This is a genomic window from Cellulomonas fulva, from assembly GCF_018531375.1.
Taxonomy (GTDB): domain Bacteria; phylum Actinomycetota; class Actinomycetes; order Actinomycetales; family Cellulomonadaceae; genus Cellulomonas; species Cellulomonas fulva.
On the sequence record NZ_JAHBOH010000001.1, the window covers coordinates 547,423 to 566,115 of the forward strand.

15 protein-coding genes and 2 tRNA genes are annotated in these 18,693 nt (G+C 68.7%); 4 read left to right on the forward strand and 13 right to left on the reverse strand.

Annotation, left to right across the window (positions count from 1 at the left end; genetic code table 11):
- Position 1: 1 nt before the first annotated feature.
- The 5 genes from KIN34_RS02400 to KIN34_RS02420 all read right to left on the reverse strand — a co-directional run bounded on the left by KIN34_RS02400 (position 2) and on the right by KIN34_RS02420 (position 4,329).
- Positions 2 to 841 (reverse strand): hypothetical protein, encoded by an 840-nt coding sequence (locus tag KIN34_RS02400; protein WP_214346158.1) that lies wholly within the window; start codon positions 839 to 841, stop codon positions 2 to 4.
- On the reverse strand, positions 838 to 1,701 hold the full coding sequence (locus tag KIN34_RS17025; protein ID WP_273544011.1) for a hypothetical protein: 864 nt from the start codon (positions 1,699 to 1,701) through the stop codon (positions 838 to 840). Before KIN34_RS17025 ends, KIN34_RS02400 begins: the two co-directional genes overlap by 4 nt.
- A complete protein-coding gene (locus tag KIN34_RS02410) occupies positions 1,698 to 2,330 on the reverse strand; it encodes a signal peptidase I (RefSeq protein ID WP_214346160.1) in 633 nt (210 codons plus the stop codon). The genes KIN34_RS17025 and KIN34_RS02410 overlap by 4 nt, the downstream gene beginning before the upstream one ends.
- Positions 2,331 to 2,404: 74 nt before the next feature.
- Positions 2,405 to 2,953, reverse strand: coding sequence for a hypothetical protein (locus tag KIN34_RS02415; RefSeq protein WP_214346162.1), 549 nt, complete (start codon positions 2,951 to 2,953; stop codon positions 2,405 to 2,407).
- Positions 2,954 to 3,228: 275 nt separating this feature from the next.
- Positions 3,229 to 4,329, reverse strand: coding sequence for a sensor histidine kinase (locus KIN34_RS02420; RefSeq protein ID WP_307858050.1), 1,101 nt, complete (start codon positions 4,327 to 4,329; stop codon positions 3,229 to 3,231).
- 115 nt (positions 4,330 to 4,444) lie between these two features.
- Here KIN34_RS02420 and KIN34_RS02425 point away from each other — a divergent pair, with 115 nt between their 5' ends.
- Positions 4,445 to 5,116 carry a response regulator transcription factor gene (locus KIN34_RS02425; RefSeq protein ID WP_214346165.1) on the forward strand — a complete coding sequence of 224 codons (672 nt, stop codon included), beginning with the start codon at positions 4,445 to 4,447 and terminating at the stop codon, positions 5,114 to 5,116.
- Positions 5,117 to 5,150: 34 nt separating this feature from the next.
- Here the strand turns inward: KIN34_RS02425 and KIN34_RS02430 are convergent.
- A tRNA-OTHER gene (locus tag KIN34_RS02430) sits at positions 5,151 to 5,216 on the reverse strand.
- 303 nt (positions 5,217 to 5,519) lie between these two features.
- Between KIN34_RS02430 and KIN34_RS02435 the strand changes: the two genes are divergently transcribed.
- Positions 5,520 to 6,872 (forward strand): ApeA N-terminal domain 1-containing protein, encoded by a 1,353-nt coding sequence (locus KIN34_RS02435; RefSeq protein WP_214346166.1) that lies wholly within the window; start codon positions 5,520 to 5,522, stop codon positions 6,870 to 6,872.
- Between the two features lie 40 nt (positions 6,873 to 6,912).
- Positions 6,913 to 8,280, forward strand: coding sequence for an ApeA N-terminal domain 1-containing protein (locus KIN34_RS02440; protein ID WP_237689027.1), 1,368 nt, complete (start codon positions 6,913 to 6,915; stop codon positions 8,278 to 8,280).
- Between the two features lie 16 nt (positions 8,281 to 8,296).
- Here KIN34_RS02440 and KIN34_RS02445 read toward each other — a convergent pair whose 3' ends face one another.
- Both KIN34_RS02445 and KIN34_RS02450 read right to left on the reverse strand, forming a co-directional pair.
- Positions 8,297 to 8,707 carry a helix-turn-helix domain-containing protein gene (locus KIN34_RS02445; RefSeq protein ID WP_214346170.1) on the reverse strand — a complete coding sequence of 137 codons (411 nt, stop codon included), beginning with the start codon at positions 8,705 to 8,707 and terminating at the stop codon, positions 8,297 to 8,299.
- A 203-nt stretch (positions 8,708 to 8,910) separates the two neighbouring features.
- A protein-coding gene (locus tag KIN34_RS02450) for an IS3 family transposase (RefSeq protein WP_214346173.1) occupies positions 8,911 to 10,070 on the reverse strand; the annotation gives its coding sequence in 2 pieces (ribosomal slippage) (positions 8,911 to 9,792 and positions 9,795 to 10,070; 1,158 coding nt in all).
- 247 nt (positions 10,071 to 10,317) lie between these two features.
- On the opposite strand from KIN34_RS02450, the gene KIN34_RS02455 reads away from it, so the two are divergent.
- Positions 10,318 to 12,441, forward strand: a complete 2,124-nt coding sequence (locus KIN34_RS02455) for a GNAT family N-acetyltransferase (protein WP_214346176.1) — start codon at positions 10,318 to 10,320, stop codon at positions 12,439 to 12,441.
- A gap of 94 nt (positions 12,442 to 12,535) precedes the next feature.
- Here KIN34_RS02455 and KIN34_RS02460 read toward each other — a convergent pair whose 3' ends face one another.
- The 5 genes from KIN34_RS02460 to KIN34_RS17030 all read right to left on the reverse strand — a co-directional run bounded on the left by KIN34_RS02460 (position 12,536) and on the right by KIN34_RS17030 (position 18,646).
- Positions 12,536 to 12,991 carry an ASCH domain-containing protein gene (locus KIN34_RS02460; protein WP_214346179.1) on the reverse strand — a complete coding sequence of 152 codons (456 nt, stop codon included), beginning with the start codon at positions 12,989 to 12,991 and terminating at the stop codon, positions 12,536 to 12,538.
- Positions 12,992 to 13,392: 401 nt separating this feature from the next.
- Complete coding sequence (locus tag KIN34_RS02465) at positions 13,393 to 14,943, reverse strand: UvrD-helicase domain-containing protein (RefSeq protein WP_214346190.1); 1,551 nt, start codon at positions 14,941 to 14,943, stop codon at positions 13,393 to 13,395.
- Positions 14,940 to 16,892 (reverse strand): ATP-dependent nuclease, encoded by a 1,953-nt coding sequence (locus KIN34_RS02470; protein ID WP_214346193.1) that lies wholly within the window; start codon positions 16,890 to 16,892, stop codon positions 14,940 to 14,942. Before KIN34_RS02470 ends, KIN34_RS02465 begins: the two co-directional genes overlap by 4 nt.
- Positions 16,893 to 17,395: 503 nt before the next feature.
- Positions 17,396 to 17,468: transfer RNA gene (locus tag KIN34_RS02475), tRNA-Thr, on the reverse strand.
- 242 nt (positions 17,469 to 17,710) lie between these two features.
- Complete coding sequence (locus KIN34_RS17030) at positions 17,711 to 18,646, reverse strand: DsbA family protein (protein ID WP_214346203.1); 936 nt, start codon at positions 18,644 to 18,646, stop codon at positions 17,711 to 17,713.
- Positions 18,647 to 18,693: the final 47 nt, after the last annotated feature.

Sequence of the window (18,693 nt, forward strand, 5' to 3'; positions counted from 1 at the left end):
CTCAGCCGTTGGCGCAGTAGGTGAACACGTAGCTCTGCGTCCCGGCGATGTTCGCCGCCGACTTGCTGGTGAACCGGAACTTCCGTCCACCGAGGTCGGTCTGGACGACCTGGCTCTGGTTCCCGGTCGGGTTGGACCAGTGCGTGAAGCCCGGCAGCGAGGCGTACGCGGCCGCCATGTCGATGGTGATCGTCCAGCCGAAGTAGAACCGGGACGTGCCGTTCCCCGTGACCGTCGCGGTGACGCACGCCCGCGACGACGTCCACGCCGGGCTGTTCGTGTAGGTGACCGTGTAGGCCGACGGCGTCTGCACGCCCGCCGGAAGGCTCCAGTTGCAGACCTGGAACCGCAGGACGGTCGCGTTCGAGATGGTGGCGATGGGCTGGTTCACGTCGGTCCTGCCCGCGATGGTCGCGGTCATCGCCGCCGTGTTGTAGCTGATGCCGATCTTCCAGGCGATGTTGCCGCCGCCCGGGGCGTTGTCCACCTGGAACCCTGAGGTCGCGCCGTTGAAGGGCGCCTCCGTCAGGTCCATCTGCAGGCTCCAGGGCACGGGTGTCGTCGACGTGGTCGACACGGTCGCGATGAAGCAGACCTGCACGGGGTTGTTGGTGACGAGGGTCCACTCGATGTCCGTCATCACGGTGTTGCCGTCGCCGGGGTTCACCGGGCCGGTCGCCCACGAACCGGCGTTGAGCTGGGCGACGACGACCGCGGGGTTCGTCCACGCCGCGCTCGTGCGCTCGGTCGAGCGGGCGACGCCGGTCACGACGACGATCGCGAGCACGCCGACGAGCACGGCGGCGAGCCGTGCGCGCATCGTCGACGTGCGGCGGGTCACGAGGACTGCGCCGTGCCGGTGAAGGTGACGACGAGCGAGCCGTTCTTGCCCGAGTAGGTCTGCGGCCACGCGGCCGGCACCGTCACCTTGAGGACGGTGGTCTGCGCGGCGGTGTCGCCCGCGGCGAACGTGAACGTCTTGGTGCAGCTCGTCGCGGTCGTCGCGGCGCCGTCGAACGTCACGATCAGCGGGGTGGTGCCGCTGAACAGGTCGCCGCTGGGGGTGCAGGCGGTCGAGACCGCCGTCGGGGCGCTCCCCGTGCTCCGCAGGTAGAGCGTCACGGACCGGGTGACCTGGCTCGTGTTGTTCGGGTTCGGCACCAGGCCCGTGAACGTCGCGGCCGGGATCGAGATCGCCAGGTCCGCGGTGACGCCGGTCGAGGTGCTCGCCGTGTTGGCGTCGAACCACGTGGTCCCGTTGAGCGAGCCCTGCAGGCCGACGGTCGCGCTGTCGGCCGTCGCGCTGAAGTTGGCCTGGTCGGTCCAGGCGGCGGACGTCGCGGCGGCGCCGATGCCGAGCAGGGCACCCCCCGCGAGCGCGATCTTGACGACGTTGGCGACGCGACGGCGACGCGCCCCGTCACGCGGGCTGGTCGGGTTCATCGGTGCCTCCGGGCGGTTCACGGTGGAGCGGGGGGTCGTGGGGGTGGCGAGGGCGGTGGGGGTGCTGGGGGTGGTGGGGTTGCTGAGGGTGGTGGGGGACGGCTGCGGCACGGCGACCGGTGCCGCGGCGTCGGCCGCCGCCGGGTGCGCTCGTTGCGCCCGGTGCGCTCGGTGCGCTCGGTGCGCCCGGACGACGAGCGCGGCGGCGCCGGCGACGGACAGGGCGCCGACGACGGCGAGGGCGGTCGAGCGGGTCATCGCGCGCCGACCGGCTGCTGCTCGGGGGTGGCGGTCACGGGCTCGTCGGGCACGGGCTGGTGGGACACGGCACCGGACCCGGGCTCGTCGGACCCGGCCGCGTCGGACCCGGGCTCGCCGTCGTGCTCGTCGCGCCGGGGCGCGGACGACGACGGGAGGAGGCTCAGCGCCAGGAGGCACAGGAGCGTGAAGCCCAGCGGGATCGCGACCGAGGGGCGCGTGATCGTCGTGAGGACGTAGCCGCCGCCACCGATCTGCAGCGCGGGCTGCCACACCTCGTCGCCGACGACGTACGCCTCGCTGTCCTCCGACTGGTTGGCGTCGCCCTTCATCCGGATCGACCACCCGCCGTCGGCCGTCTGCTCGACGGCCACCACGCGGTGGGTGACCAGGTTCCCGGTCACCTCGCTGAAGATCGAGGTCACCTGACCGACCTCGACCTGGTCGGTCGGGTGCGGCACGTCGACGAGGAGGTCGCCCGTCATGATGCCCGGCTCCATGGAGCCGGAGATCACGACCAGCGGCTTGATGTAGCCGAGCTGCGTGGCACCCCACACGAGCACGCTGAGGAGACCGACCGCGGCGACGAGCCACAGGACGGTGTTGCCGATCAGTCGCAGGACGCGCACGCGGGTCACCTCACTTCGTGGGGGCCGCGGTCACGCCGGGCGGGGGAAGCCCGGCGTGGCCGCGGGGTCAGCCGTCAGTCGACCGTGCTGCCGGAAAACTGCAGCGTCAGGGCACCGGTCTCGCCCTGGAAGGTCTCGTCCCAGCCGTCGGCCGTGACCGTGACCTCGACGGGCGTGCCGACGGACGAGGGCACGATCGTCGTCCCGTCGGTGAAGTCGGTCGAGACCGTCGCGTCGGCCAGGAGGCCCGTCGCGACGACCGCCGCGTCGACGTTCAGGTCCACGTCGCCGTCGTTGCGGATGTAGACGGTGAAGGTCCGCGTCTCGTCCGGGACCAGGTTCTCGAGCTCCGTCGCCGGGATGACGATCGACGCCACGCTGGAGTCGGCGTCGACGTAGCTCGCGTCCACGTCGGTGAGGCTGCCCTGCAGCTCGACGCCGTCGTTGTCGACGGCCGACGCGGTCGCGGAGAACCACGCGTCGTCGGTCCAGGCGGCGGACGTGGCCGCGGCGGCGATGCCGACCAGCGCAGCGCCGGCGAGGGAGAACTTGACGATCGCGGCGCGCTTGCGCTTGCGCTCGTCCTGGCGGTCCTGGCCGACCGCAGCGGTGCTCGTGGTCATGATGGTGCTCCTGACAGGTGGACGCGGGACCCCGGGGCCGGGACCCGATCGAACGGCCCGGAGGGGGACCGGGCGTCGTCGACGCTAGGTTCCATCGGCTCGCTGACCTGGTCCGACGGGGGTGCTCGCACCTACCCGGTCCGGATTGCCGGACTCTTTCACCCGGTCGCGAAAAGCGCTTCTCCCGGTGAAACCTCGCCAAGTCGGACGTTTGTCCAGTCACGTGAGTGGTACGCCGAACGGGTGAACCTGGGACCGAACTCCTCAGGATCGGCTCACAGCGGCAGACGCGCCTCGAGGCGCGCGCCGCGCGGGTCGCGGGGCCGCAGCTCGACCGCGCCGTGCGCGAGCCCGATCCGCTCGGCGAGCCGCGCGGTCCCCCCGAGGGGTGCCGCGGTCGCCGGGTCGTACGTCGGTCCGTCGTTCTCCACCCCGACGACGAGCACGCCGTCGCACAGGTCGAGGTCGACGACGATCGTCGTCGCCGGGCCGTACTTGAGCGCGTTGGTGATGCCCTCCTCGACCACCCGCACCGCGAGCAGGCGCTGCGCCACCGTGAGCGAGCCGAGCTCCGGGTCGTCGACCTCGCGGACCGCCGGCGTGACCGCGAGCCGGGTGGCGATCGTGGAGGGGACGCGGCTGAGCATCGCGCGCACCGCGGGCACCAGGCCGAGCTCGAGCCGGTCGGGGTAGAGCAGGCGGCTCATCTGCCGCACGTCGAGCTCGCGCACCACCGTGAGCTCCTCCTGGACGCGGCGGAGCGCGGCGACGTCGGCCGCCCGGTCGCGCTGCAGCGACATGCGCCGCACCACCGCGTCGAGCTCGGCGTCGACGAGCACGAGCTTGCCCTGGAGGGTGCCGTGCAGACCCTCGGCCACCGCTCGTCGGACCCGGATCTCCTCGTCCTCCAGCGCCTGGACGGCCAGCTCGACGTGCACGGTCCCGCGCTCGGCGCGGCGCGCGGCCGAGCGCATCCGGCGTCGCGACAGCAGGGCCCACATCCCGATGCCGGCCGAGATCAGGGCGACGACGAACCCGCCCGCGAGCTCGGAGTCGCGCGTGGCCACGTCCGGGTCGGTGTACACGCCGAGGGCGAGCTGCGCGGCGTGCCGGCCGACCGCGCACACCGCCGAGGCGACGACGAGCCCGGCCACCACGGCCCAGCTGCTCCGCCGGGCGTGCACCCGCAGGGCCCACAGCATCCCGACGAGCACGCCGACACCGAGCGCGTTGGCGCCGAGGCGCGACCACACGCTGACGTGCGCCCACTCCGGGACGTACCGCGAGTAGATGAACGTGCTCTGCAGCGAGGCCCCGAACCCGTACCCGAGCGCGACGATCGCGGTCGCACGCAGGAGGGTGACGCGGTCACGCACCCCGTCACCCGTTCGATCGGTCGCCTGGTCCGGCATGTCCCGCTCCGTCCGTCCTGCCCGCGGCTCGCCCGGCGAAGTCCTCACCAGCGCGGCCACGCAGACGATACTGAAGGCGATGAGCACACCAGCCCACGACGAGGTCAGGGTCGCCGTCGTCGAGGACCAGCCGCTGTTCCGCTCGATGCTCGAGCGGTCCCTCGGCGAGCAGCCGGGCCTGCGGGTCGTGACCTCGGTCGCCACGGTGACCGAGGCGCTGCGCACGCTCCGCCCCGGCTCCGCCGACGTCGCGGTGCTGGACATCGACCTCCCCGACGGCAACGGGATCTCGCTCGGCGTCACGCTGCGCCGCCGGATCCCGACGCTCGGCATCCTGCTGCTGTCCGCGCACGACGCGATGGACCTGCTGCTCGACCTGCCGCCCGACGTCGCGTCCGGCTGGAGCTACCTGTCGAAGAACAGCTCGACGAGCGAGGAGCTCCTGGTCTCCGCGGTGCGCGCGACCGCCGTCGGCAAGACCGTCCTCGACCCGGTCCTCCTGGACCGCGTGACCCCGCGCGCCGGCTCCGACGTCGCGCGCCTGACCCAGCGGCAGTACGAGGTCCTGCGCCTCCTCGCCTCGGGGCTGTCCAACGCCGGCATCGGCGAGCGGCTCGGCATCACGGAGAAGTCCGTGCAGAACCACGTCAACGCGCTCTACGCGACCCTCGGCATCGACGCCGACCCGGCCCGCAACCCCCGCGTGTCCGCCGCGCTGCGCCTGCTCGAGGAGACCGGTCCCGCGGTCTGACGCCCGGTCCGCGACGGGCCGCCGGAGCCGCTGCTGGAGCCCCCTATCGGATTCGAACCGACGACCCCCTGTTTACAAGACAGTTTTGCCGTGTCCCTAACAGTCGCACACCAGAGCCTCCGTCAGACCCGGGGCGAGACACCGCACCCGTGTCCTGAACATCGACGCCGAGCTGGAGGCGAGGCCAAGTGACGTACAGTTCGGTGCACGCTTCGTCCTGCCGCCTACGACGACGCTCGCAACCCGGCCGAGGTTCTCGGCAGGGCCGCCGTCACCGGCTCCGACATGGCGAAGCGGGGATGAACGCCACCCGCTAGGTGATCCGCAGCGTTGGCTAACAGCAAGGCCCCCGGTAGCCGCCTGTTCAGACGGGCATGTAGGCACCACCTGCGAGCATCTGCCCATGGATGACGACCTAAGACCGGCTGAGTGGTTCCGCCCCGGCCAGACTGAGAGGGAGAAGGCGGCGGCAGGCACCTACAGCGTGTCCGAGAACGGCGTCATCGAGGCTTGGCTGCACGGGTCGTGGCACGACGTACCGAGCATCGCTCTTGCAGGGATCGATGAGCTGGTCGAAGCGTTCCCTGAGGTCGTCTACGGTGACGCCTTCGGAAGACGCATCACGTTGGTTGGCACGAGCCGCGGTGCGAGTCGCACGAATAGCTCCACGCGCCAGCAGCGAACCCGAATCGATCTCGCGTATGGCGTGGAAGGACTGTGGCTGGCGCCTGACGAGCTGGCACTGACGAAGGCGGTCGTCCGATTCATCGATCAGGACCTGTGGAGTTCGTGGGGCGCGTACCCCGCTCAGATCAAGTTCGAAGAGGGCGTCGGCATCGTCGGCTTGGACATCCGGTATGAGGAGCCCGAGCCTCTGGAGGCTCTTCTCGACGGCGGTGTACTGCGCCTCAAGGACGCCTCGACCCACAGGCAGTTGATGAACCCGAGCGGGTGGGTGCTCAAGTCGGCCAGTGACTTCGTGTTCGAGTTCGACGAGCCCGTCGATATCGAGCAGTTCCAGCGGCAGTACCTGATGCCGCTAGAGGTACTCATCACCTCCGCCACGGGTCGGCGTTCGGGCGTGGCGAAGTTTCGGGCGACCAACCGCGCGTGGGTCGTGCCGAGCGAGCGCCACCACGCGGATCGGTGGATCACCGTGAACGTCGGTCACGTGCCGACTGAGGACGGTGCGAAGACTTCGGCGGAACTACTTCATCGAGTGACGGACTTTGACTTCGCCGCGCAGCTACCGATCGTCTTCGATGTCGCGCAGCTACACCGTTATCCACTCGAGCACTACGGCACGCTCAGGCGCGGGGTCAGTGCGGGATACCTCGCCGACTTCATCGCCGCCGCGCAGTTGTGCGAGTCGTTCCATCGGACCCTGCACCCTGACCACCGCGACGACATGAGCTTGGACGCTCGCTTGACGAAGCTTGATCAGGAGTCCGGTGGACTGCTCAAGGAGATCGTTGGGGACAAGGAGTGGCACAAGCGCCTGGCGCGGCTACGGAACATCGTGGCTCATGGTCTGCGACGATCGGAGGCGCTGACTTCCGATGTGAGGTCGGTGCAGGCAGGGACCCGCATGCTTCTGCTCCTCTTCGAGGTGCGCTTCCTCGTCGCGCTGGGATTCACCGCCGAGAAAGCGCGGGGGCTCGCGGTTGACAGGGGGAGCCATGGCTGGATCGCCCTCACGATCAAGGAGAACTACCCGCACATCAGGGAGATGACAGCCAAAGACTCGACGCTGTAGCGAAGCGCGAGCGAGTCCGAACGAGGCCGGAGCGTGCCGAATGGATGTTGGCGTAGTTCACCCCGTGGCTTGGTACCGGCCAGGTGACGACTACTCAACAAGCGGCGTCCCGGGCACTTACCACGTAGACAGCGAAGGTCGCATCGAGGCTCACGTCTTCGGGATGTTCGACGGTGAGCGCTTTCATCTCTTCGGCGATGACCCCAACTTTCCGAGCATCTTGCAGGGCCGGGTGATGAAGGAAGCCGTCACACTGGTCGGCGCGCGGGTGACCGCACAGCGTGGCGCGCTGACCGAACAACGTGACGCGACCGTCACCGCGGACTACGCACTAGAGGGCTTCGGCGTGTTCGAGCCAGCTGAGCTGATGTTCACGGACGTTCGGCTGCGTTTCACCGATCAGGACACGTGGACGGGCTGGAACCGGTTCGCCGTCATGGCGCATGACCGTTTGAGGATCTCCGACTTCGGTGCGGTGCTGCGCGATGTGCCTGAGGCCGAAGCGAGGATCGAGGGCGGCAAGCTCAGTCTGGTGGACGGTTCGTACGCAAACCAAGAGCACGACACGCACCGCTGGGTGCTGCAATCTCGCTCGTGGTTCGACTTTCACTTCGATGAGGCCGTCACCATCGGTGAGGTGTTCGCCCGATACGCCTACCCGCTCCAGGTCATGTTGATGAGCGCCTCCGGACGACTTCCCGGTGTCGTGTCGATAGCGGGGACCAATACGGCGTGGGACTTCGGGGACGGCAGCGACCTGTTGCCCTCGCGTTGGCTTCAGGTTCGGCGATTCCACGGGCCACTGGACACGCCGCGTGTCAGCGACCTCCAGTACCTGCACCGGCTTCGTGATCTCGATTTTGGTGTCCACATGCCTGCACTGCTCAAGGCAGTTGAGCGCCACCGATTCGCGCTCGGGCACTACGGGCTCCTGCGCTCGGATCGATTCGTAGGTGGGCACCCGGTCCGATTCAGCGTTGCGACGCAGCTCATCGACGCGTTCGACAGGACCCTTCATCCCCAGGACACTGCAGAACCTGCGTTCGATGCTCGACTCAAGCGATTGGAGAACGAGTCGGGAAACTTGGTCGACGGCATCATCGGGACACGCAAATGGCGCGGCGAGGTCGGGAGGCTGCGGAATATCGTCGTCCACGGCGACGCCTACGCCCACGAGGTGCTGCGCGACCAGCGCCCGCTGGTGGTCGGCTATGAGGCACTGCTGCTCCTATTCGAGGTGCGCTTCCTCGTCGAGATCGGGCTGAGCCCCGAAGAAGCGACCAGCCTGGCGACTGGCAGGGTGCACCACTGGACCATCGAGAAGGCCATCACGGAGAACTACCCCGCACTTAGCGAGTTGATCAAGCGAGACCATCAGCGGCGTCGTCACCGCAAGACTCGGCCGTAATTCCCCGGCCTCGGCGTCAGAGGGAGTCGAGGTCGGCGAGTGCAGCTGGCGACACCGGAGCGATCTCGTCGAGATCGCGGTCCTCGCCCGATGTCACGTTCGCGCGAGCTGTCGCGGCGAACTTCAGCGCAGCCTGGCGGCGCTCGTCGGACTCGAGCAGGTCAGAGACCTGGATGCGTCGGTGCGTCCCGACGCGGATGAACGCCAACGCGCCGGCGTCCATGAACGACAGCAGGTAAGGCGGACTCATCCCGAGTATCGCTGCGGCCACATTCGGCGAGACCTGTTCGTCGTGCTCGAGCAGCGTCACGCGCTCGCCGCGACCGAGGGTAGCGACGATGCTCTGTAGCAGTTCGAGAACCACCGAGCCGGCAGCAACCTGTCCTTCGGCAGCCTCGAGAACAGTGAGCAGGTCCCGCAGAGTCACGGGCTCCGCGCTGATCGTGGTGGCAATGACGCACCCTCCTATCTGTCACAACCGGAATCCACGGGTCCGACCTGCTCGACGCCAACTTGCTCACGCGACTGACCGCCAACCAGCGCGCCTGCGCGTTCGTCAGCGAGCGTTGCCGCGTCCCAGCCGAGGTCATGCGCGAGGGGGTCTGCTGCACGAGTAGGTGACAGCGGGTCTCAGGCGGCGAGTGCGACCTGAGGGGTGTTGATGGTCTCGTACTCGATGGGTGTCAGGCGACCGAGGCGGGCCTGACGTCGGCGACGGTGATAGGTCCGTTCGATCCAGACGATGATCGCCAGGCGCAGTTCCTCGCGGGTGGTCCAGCGGCGTCGGTTCAGGCCGTTCTTCTGCAGCAGCGAGAAGAACGACTCCATGGCGGCGTTGTCGCCTGCGGAGGCGACCTGACCCATCGAACCGACAAGGTCGTGACGGGCCAGCTCGCGCAGGACCTTGCGGCTTCGGAACTGGCTCCCACGGTCCCCGTGAACGACGCACCCGGCCACGTCGCCGCGGCGCTGCACTGCGCTGGCCAGCGCGTTCACCGCGATGTGTGAGGTCATCCGGTCGCTGATCGAGTAGCCGACGATCCGGTTGGAGAACACGTCCTTGATCGCGCAGAGGTAGACCTTGCCCTCGTTCGTGCGGTGCTCGGTGATGTCCCACAGCCACAACCGGTTCGGGCCGTCGGCCCGGAAATGGCGCTGCACGAGGTCGTCGTGCGCCGGCGGTCCGACCCTCTTGCCGGCGGCCCGGCCTCGTTTCTTGCCGAACACCGACCACCAGCCGTTGTCCGAGCAGATCCGCCACACCGTGCGGTCGCAGGCGACCAGACCGGCGCGGGCGGCCTCATCGGCCAGGAGCCGGTGGCCGAACTCCGGGTCGTCGCGGTGAGCGTCGAACAACGCGTCCGCGAGATACGCCTGCTCGAGCTCACGCGCACCGACGGGTGCGGCGAGCCAGCGGTAGTAGGGCTGTCTGGCGAGCTTGAGGACCCGGCACGTCACCACGACGGGGATCCCGTCGGCGGCGAGCTCACTCACGAGCGGGTAGAGCCTTTTCCCGGTAGCTGCGCCTGAGACAGGTACGCCGCCGCCCGGCGCAGCACCTCGTTCTCCTGCTCCAGCAGCCGGATGCGCCGGTGCGCCTCGCGCAGCTCGACCGACTCCGAGCGTGCCGTCGCCGGCCGGCTGTCGTCCTCGTCCGCGTCGCGCAGCCAGTTGCGCAGACACGACTCCGCGATCCCGAAGTCGCGCGCGATCTGCTTGATCGGGGCCTCGCCACGGCGGGCGACCGCCACGACGTCCCGACGGAACTCCTTCGGATAAGGCCTGGGCACGGGGCACATCCTTCCAGCGGGGACCTCGTCCCCACAGGTCAGGTGTCACCTATCCGTGCAGCAGACCCCCGTTTCATCTAGGGATGTTCCGGTGCGTTCCCGCAGTGGCGGCGCATTCGTGCAACAAGCTGCTGCGCAATCTCGCGAGCCGGCGCGCGCAGAGGTCCTGGCAGTCGCGGCTCGTGGATCTTCCCGCCACCCGGCTAGCCCTATCGCGATCCACATCATCTGCGGTACGAATTCGACCATGTCCTCATCAGGGGTCCAAGCTGCTCTCACCCTGGCGTACCGTCCCGACGAGACTCTCACCGAGTCGGTGATCAATCTCGCCGACCAGAACAAGGCGACTCTCGGGTTGATGCCTGCCGGCGCCATCCGAGCACTCGCCGAGCGTGGCGACGTGCTCACAGCCGTCGACGCGAGCGGGGCACTGGCGGGGTACGCGATGTTCTCGATCGCCCACGGCCGGGTTCGCCTTATTCATCTCTGCGTTGATCCTGCGCACCGTGGCAAGCAGGTCGGCCAGGTTCTCGTGCGTCGACTCTCCGAAGACCACAGCGACTTGGCCGGCATCGTCCTGAAGTGCAAGCGGGACTACGTCGAGGCCACACGGCTCTGGAAGTCGCTCGACTTCAGGCCCCGCTCCGAGGTTCGCGGCCGCGGCAAGGATGGCGCAGTCCTCACCGTGTGGTGGTTGTCGAACAACATCCCCGATCTGTTCACTCTCGCCGACGAGCCATTGACGACGACAGTGGCCATCGACCACAACGTCTTCATCGACCTGGCCGTGCAGCGGGAACGCGCCGGCGCCGAGCAGTCTCAGCCCCTGGAGGCTGACTGGATCCGCGACCAAGTCACCCTGAAGGTCACCGCCGAGTCGTTCCGCGAGGCCGCTGCAAACCCAGATGCGCAGATGCGGGTGCGACAGATGACGGCGCTAGCCGGCTTCGAGGCCTTGGACTACCCGCCAAGTGCACACGCGAAGGCAAAGGACGAGTGGGAGCGCGCGGTCGGCGTCGTCCCGGCCAAGGACCGCAGCGACTGCAGCCACATCATCAGCGCCGCAGCAGCGGGCGTGAAGATCCTCGTCACCCGTGATGATCGCATGATTCGCACCTACGCACCGGCGGCCGCCAGCGTCTTCGGGATGCGAGTTCTTCACCCGCTGGACCTGATTGTCCACCTCGACGAGCTCGCAGACGCGTCCCGCTATCAACCTGCGGCCCTGCGCGGGACCGGGTTCCAGGTAGCCGTGCGCGGCAGCGGCCACGAGGAGGAACTCGACGCGCTCCTCAGCAACGCGACCGGTGAGCGCAGGACCGCGTTCCACTCACTCTTGCGGCGTATCGGTGCCGATGCTGCTGCGACGCGCTGGTGGGTGCGCGATCCCGACGGCGGAACGGTGGCCGCATGGGCGACCATCTCTCGGGACTCGGAGAGCGAGCTCGAGATCCCATTGCTGCGGTCCGTACCGTCCACGGTGGGGATGACGGTGGCGAAGCTCATCGCGTTCCAACTCAGGAAGGACGCGGTAGCGCAAGGGCTGAAGCGCATCCGTGTGAGCGACCCGCACCTGTCGGTGCACACTCGAGTCGACCTGCTGACTGAAGGCTACCGAGAGATTGACGGGCAGCTCGAGGCGGCCGTGCTCGACGTCCGCAACCGTTCGGAAGCCGTCGAGTCCCTGAGCAAACAGACACTGCTTGGCCGGCACGTTCGGGAGGCCGTGCAGGATGCGACTACCCCTGACCGGGTGGTCTTACTCGAACGGGCGCTGTGGCCGGCGAAGCTGCTCGACAGCGACCTGCCGTCATACCTGGTCGCTATCCAACCCGTCTGGGCACGTGAGCTGTTCGCTCTGCACGACACCCTGTGGCCAGAACCGAGTCTGCTGAAACTCAGCCGCGAGCACGTTTACTACCGCACGCCGGGCGGTTCTCCACGCCCTCCCGCACGGATCGCCTGGTACGCGTCCGGTACTGGCAAGCGAGGTATAGGCGCCGTTGTCGCGGTGTCCCACATGGTCGACGTCGACACCGCACCCCCCGTGCAGTTGTACAACAGGTACCGCCGCCTCGGGGTCTACAGCCGCGAGAACGTGGCTGCGGCAGAGCGGGACGGGGTCGCGACGGCACTGCGGTTCGTCGACACCGAGAACCTTCCGCACCCTGTCGCGTTCGATCGGCTGTGGACACTCCCCGGCGCGGCCAAGGAGACGACGCTGCAGTCTCCGTTGGAGATCTCCGGCGAGTTCTTCGGCTCGATCTATGACGCCGGCACGCGGAGGCTCGCTGGACCCATGCAGCGAGCCTCCGGCTCGGGCGCTGACTCTTCCGGCGCCAGGACACCGGTCCATAACGCACAGACTTGAGCACCTAACGCCTGAGTCGCTTGGCCAAAGACCGGGTTGCAGACTTGCGGGCATCACGGCGAACTGGCCATCAGTGCAGCCGGGGCGAGCGGAGTCAGGGCGCGAGTGTCAGCACTTCGCGCAACCGCGTGCTGACTTGGCCATTGGTGCCCGCTGGATTCAGCTGCAGATACGCGAAGCTCTGGGGAGCGACGAGAGCCGGGTCGAGAGCGGTCAGCTCAATCGGTCGGACCAGTCGCCGAGCATCTTGAACCAGGATGCCGACGGCGAACTTCCTGCCCTGGTAGTACTCGCGGTAGGCGGCTCGTGCGATACCAGCGTGCGCCTTGTGGGCCTCCCACAGTGCACTCGGACTCGCGACTTGCTGGCCCGCCACCTCGAAGACACCGATGATGCGCCCAACCGGCATCGTCGCGTAGATGAGCACGGTCGTCACGTCGGGGGCGAGGCGGCGCTTACGGAACTCCACGAGCTTGGTCTGCTCGAGGATCGCCTCGGCGAAGTGGGGACGGATCGACATCACTGCGACCCGGCCGGCGTCCGGAACCACCACGCTCCTTCGACCTCCTAGCTCGCTCGACATCCATCTCGTGCCACACCTGCGCATCTGTGCGGTGTCGCATCGGAGATGGCGCGAGCCTCGCGATGCGATTGCCTGCGCGCACATCCTGCACCAGACCGCCGACTACGGCGGTCTGGCCTGCCGATGGTGGCTGATTCATGTGTCCGGAACCTGGGGCCGAGCTCCGGTCCGGATGCACGACGGGCCCGCGCACACGAGGGCCCGTCTTCCCTTCCATGTTGCTCAGCTAAACGGGTCTTTCGTCGGCTCGATCCGATGTCTGCGGTGTGCGCGCTCGGCTCCGCGGACGATCGGCCTAGTACGAGGCGAGGTCGGACGAGCACTGACCTGCCGCTGTACGTCTCGCGTGAGGCGGAGTTGGCGCTCGTCTAGACATGAGCGTCGAAGGCGCGCACTTCGGCGGTGCGTCGGCGCGCCCGGGTGCAGGCGACGTAGAGCTTGCGGTGGGTGTCCTCGGTGATCGAGAGCCCGGAGGCGAGCGCCTCGCGCTCCGAGCCGCTCAGCTGGACACCCACGGCGTCCCACTCGCCCCCTTTGGCCTGGTGAGTGGTCAACCCGGGCAGCGGGCGCCCGGAGTACCGCAGTCGGGACTGGATCAGCGCGAGCCGGTCCGTGTGCCGGTAGTGCGGCGCGCGCAGGAGCCGTGGCGACACCGTCGCGATCACCTCTACGAGCTGCCGGTACGCCGCGATGACCGAGTCCTTGTCACCGGCCCGGAGGGTCTCGGCCACGGCCTGAAGGGCCGGTTCGAGCAAGCGAGGGACGTCGCGGTCCTGGATCGCCAGGACTGTTAGTGCGTCGTTCAGGTATGTAGCGTCGAGGTCGAAGATCGTGCGCGTGACGTGGTTCAGCAGCAACGTCGCCGCCGCCTCCTCGTAGCCGCCCTTGAAGCCGTGGAACGCGAGCGGAAGCACCCCCTCGCCGAGGTCCCACAGCGGCTTCCACCACAGCCCGAGTACCACGTCGAGATCCTTGAGGTCGGTCGCCGCGTCGTCTACGGGCAACGTGATGCCCGCGCCAGCTCGCAGGTCGGTCGCGAGTCGCCCCTGTTCGGCCGTGTCCCAGCGGAAGGAGGTGCTCAGTGATGCAGTGACTGCACCGGAGCGTGCAATCAGATCGGGGACGACGTGCGGCTTCGCGCCCCGGAACACGTAGAGCGCCTGCCAGGGGTCGCCGACCATCGTGACGGCGACGCCGCCGCGGATCGCTGCTTCGATGACCGCGATGTCGAGGTCGTTCGCGTCGAACACCTCGTCCACAACGAGCGCGCGCGTCGTCGTTGCCAGCCGGCTCGTGACGAACGCGTCGATCTCCGGCACGGCCAGAGCTTGCGCGAGGACCTCGCGGACGTCCTCATGAGTGCAGATACCCTCGCGGAGCCGCGGAAGGATCTCAGTGATCGGGACTGCTGATCGTCGTTCCGCCACGAAGCCAGTCTCGATGCGAACGTCCTTGCCGACGACGGTGAGCCGGTAGGCCGTGCGGTTGAACTGCTTGCTGCCGAATGAAGTCCAGCTGTCCTTGACGTCAAGCCGGATGTCGCCGTCCGGCCACAGACGCTGCTGGTTCGGCCAGACGAGCAGCCCCGCGAGAAGGGTGTCGTGGAGCACGTCGTGCATGATCGAGTCGAGTGTGACGATGCGATGGGGCCAGGTCACTGCGCCGATCCCCCACAGGCGCTGGACGCGGCGACGCAGGTTGCGCGTAGCAGCCCGAGTGAAGCTGACCGCGGCGACCGCGCGAGGATCCTCGCGATGCGCCGGGTCGAACCGCTGGACGCCGAAGCGGTGAGCCGATGTCGTGGTCTTGCCCGACCCAGGGCCGGCTTCGATGAACAGGTTGTGGTCGCGCGTTGCCGCGGCAGTGCGCTGCTCTTCGGTCAGGGTGCTGAGCGCGCCTGCCGGGGCTGTACTGCTCACGATGCGCCAAGATCGTCCGGATCCAGCTGGTCGTCGGTCGGCTGTGGGAACGTAGCGGCGGGATCGGCGTACAGGAAGTCGAACGCGGCGCGCAGCGGGTCCGGCACCGTGACCGCGGTGCCGCCCGTCGAGCGCGCGGCGCGGATTCGCCCGGCGACGGCGAGGGCGAACTCGGCCTTGCGGCGTGCCGCGGGGCCTGCAGGCAAGGTCTGCTCCCCGCGCTTCTTTGCGGAGCGGAACAGCTCGTTCACGGCCTCGGGGGTCACCGGGTCCGGTGGGGTGACCTCGATGTCCTCAAGCGCGGCCGCGACCATTGCCTCGTTGCCGACGGTGAGCTGCGGCTCGAGGGTTGGGTGGCTGGTCTCGAACCGGACAACGTCGGGGTCGAACTCTGACGCCCAAGACGGGGGCGAGGGTGTCGCCGCAAACTCGAGGTCGCTGTCGCGCAGCACGACGAGCCGGGTGCAGAGCTCGTGGTCGCGCGTGGCAAGCAGACGCGGGGCCCACGGACCGACCTTCGTTCCCATGGGGATGATGCTCAGGGCATCGATGAAAGCCTGCCGGTCGTTGTCGGCGCCCGCCCACACCCATCCAAGCTCGCGCGCGATGGCCGCCTCCGTGATGCCTTCGACGAGCATCAGACGGTCGGCGAAGATCGCCGCGGACCGGGATGCGTCCAGGTGCAGCCGGGTCATGCGGAGCACCTCTTCGCGGTTCGTTATCGGGATGTCCGCAACGGGGCGGGTCACGCGGCTTCCAGACTTGTCTCGGCGGACGACGACCACCTCCTCCGGATCGCACGAGGTGATGATGTCGGTCGCGTGGCTGGACAAGATGACCTGAAGCTCGGGGCGTTCCTGGACCTGTCGGCGAAGGTACCGGACCAGGGAGTGCTGCAGTTGGGGGTGCAAATGCGCCTCTGGCTCCTCGATGAGGACCGTGACGTGGAACGGGCCATTGGGGAAGAAGGAGTCCTCTGCACTCTCGCGCTCCGCCGCGGCTTGCTGAAGGACTCTGTCGAGGTCGTCGAAGTCGTGGGCGGGTGGTTCGGGCAGGAGCTCGCCGCCCGGCCCCGTGCCCGCGTTGCCGGTCAGTCCTGCGAACGCGCCGGCCGCGGCACTGGCTGCCGCAGCCTTGGTGGCGTCAGGGATCGCCGCCAGGGTGACCGCGATGTGCAGGAGGTTGACGTAGCCGAGGCCGACGACGTCGAGCGGTAGGGCGTTCTCGCGACCCTCGACGGTGGCGAGCATGAGCTCGAGCACCCGGGCGAGGTAGCGGTCGTCGACGACCTGTCCCCCGACGTATGGCCAGTTCCGGGACACCCCGGCGGACAGGGAACGCAGATGGTGCCCGACGCGCTCCTCGAGGCCCTGCAGAAGCCCATCCGTAGCGAGCGCCTCCAGCAGGCCCGAGGCGCGTCCGCGCAAACCGGATAGATCTCGTCCCCGGCCGCGGTTCTGCTGCTGCGCGCGCAGGAGCTCAACCAGGACGCGGGACTCGCGTCGTGCCAGCTCGTCCAGGGGATTGCGCCACGCCGGCAGGTACACAAGGAGGGTCTTGTCCTCCACGTCGCTCGCGACGAGGGTCTGGGTGCTGATCGAGCCCAGATCTCGTCGCAGGGTCTTGCTCCAGGACGCGGCGACGGTGCCGGGGGCATTCCGGCCGCTTTGAGTCTGTAGCTGACGACCGAGGGGGCCTTCTGCGGCGCCCGGGCCGGCGAACGAGTACTCGACCTCGATGTCGCGCTCGCCGGCTCCGAGCGCGGCGGCAGACAGTCTCGGCAGGTGCGGAAACTTCTGGCGGTGCCCGAGGTAGATCGCGTCACCCAGCGTCGTCTTCCCGGCCGAGTTGGCACCCACGAGTACGGCGAAACGACCGGGCAGCGCCAGTTCGAGTTCTCCGTCGGCGGCGCCCCGCAGGCCCCGCACACGAAGCCGGCTGAGGTGCATCGTGCTGATCCTCCCAGGATGGTGGCCGCGGTCGGCGCCTGACCCGCAGGATAGAGGCCGGGCCGTGATCTCCGGGCGCGGATCGGCGGTACCGAGCGAGCCCGGAGCCGCTGCGCCTGGTGACGCGAGCGGCCTCGCGGCCCCCCACGGTTGCGGGGCGTTCCGCGGAGCTCGCGCTCCGGGTGCGCGTCCAGCTGGTCACCTTCCTCCGGCGCGATGTCCACAACGGTGGCAACAAACCCGTGCCCCCGTCCGAGCGCCAAGGTGAGCAGCGCCGCGCCGTAGCCGGAGATGGACTCGCCAACGCTGCGCAGGCCATCCACGACTGCCGCGCACACGGGTCGCTCCACCCAGGCGGGTTTGAGGTCGGCGGCGCGCCGAGACGGCACGCGAGGCAGGGTGGTCAGCCTCTTAGGCCCGGGTCCGGATCAGGCCGTTGACCGCCTGTGCGATCCCGATTCCAAAGAATGCGGGCTGCATGACGGCGGTCCACAGCTGAGGAGAGCCGCCTGTCGGACTCGAACCGACAACCTACGCATTACAAGTGCGTTGCGCTACCAATTGCGCCAAGGCGGCATGTGCGCCGCGTGCCGGCAGAAGCCGGGGGCAGAGCACCGGCACAGGGTGACACAGCACCCCTTCGGGCGTGCAACCCAAACCCCGCCCCGCAGGTACACGAAGCGGCTGTGACAAGCCAGAACCCGGCAAAAAGGGAAGTGCTCTGGCCGACTGAGCTAAGGAGGCGGTGGGCGCCCAGACTACCGACGGCCCGGCACGCGGGTCCCGCGGGACCGCGTGCCGGGCCGTCGGTGAGCGGGTCAGCCCTGCTTGGCGGCGACCGCGGCCTCGACCGCCGACTTGAGCTCGCCCTGCATGTACAGCGCGTTCCCGTCCCCGCCCTCGCCCGGCCAGTCCTCGCCGTCGATGAGCACCGTAGGCGTGCCCACGCGGCCTCGGTCGATCTGCATCTGGTTCGTCGCCGCGGCCACCCACGCGGCGAAGGTGCGCCAGGTGCCCGTCTTCTCGGTCTCGTCGTCGGCCACGGTGTACGTGCCCTCGACCGTGTCGGTGAAGGTGTCGGCCACCGCGGCCGGGACGCCGGCCTCGACCGCGATGTCGCGGATCTTGTCGTCGCTCAGGCCGCTCGTGTTCTCCGACGGCTGGTTCTCGTACAGCGCCGTGACGAACGCGGTGAAGTGCTCCGGGTCCTGGTCCGCGACCACGGCGGCGGCGTTGGCCGTGCGGGACGAGTAGTTGGTGCCTTTGGACGTGCTGTCGAGGAAGGCGATCGGGCGGTAGTCGATCGTCACGCCGTCCTCGGCCGCGAGCGCCTCGAGGTCGGCCGAGTTGGCCGCGTCGAACTGGCCGCAGTAGGGGCACATGAAGTCGAAGTAGATCGTCACGACGACGTCGTCGGCGGCAGGCGCCTCGCCCACGCCGGCCGCGTTGACCGGGATGCCGCCCGTCTCCTGCGCGGTGGCGGGCGCGGTGACGTCCGCGAGCGCGGGCGCCACGACGTTCTCCGCACCTGCGCCGAAGACGGCCGAGGAGTAGCGCGCCTCGTTGTCCCGCTGCGACTTGACCGTGAAGCCGACGACGGCGACGACCGCCAGGACGATGACGACGAGCACGCTGATGCTGACGATCTTGTTGCGCTTGGCCTGGCGCTCCTGCTCCTTGCGCAGCTGCGCGGCCTTGGCGCGGGCGTCGGCCTGGCGCTGGGCCTTGGTCGGCTTCGGGTCGTTCGTGGGCACGGGGTTCTCCTCGGTCGGTGACGACTGCCCACAGAGTAGAGGGCGCA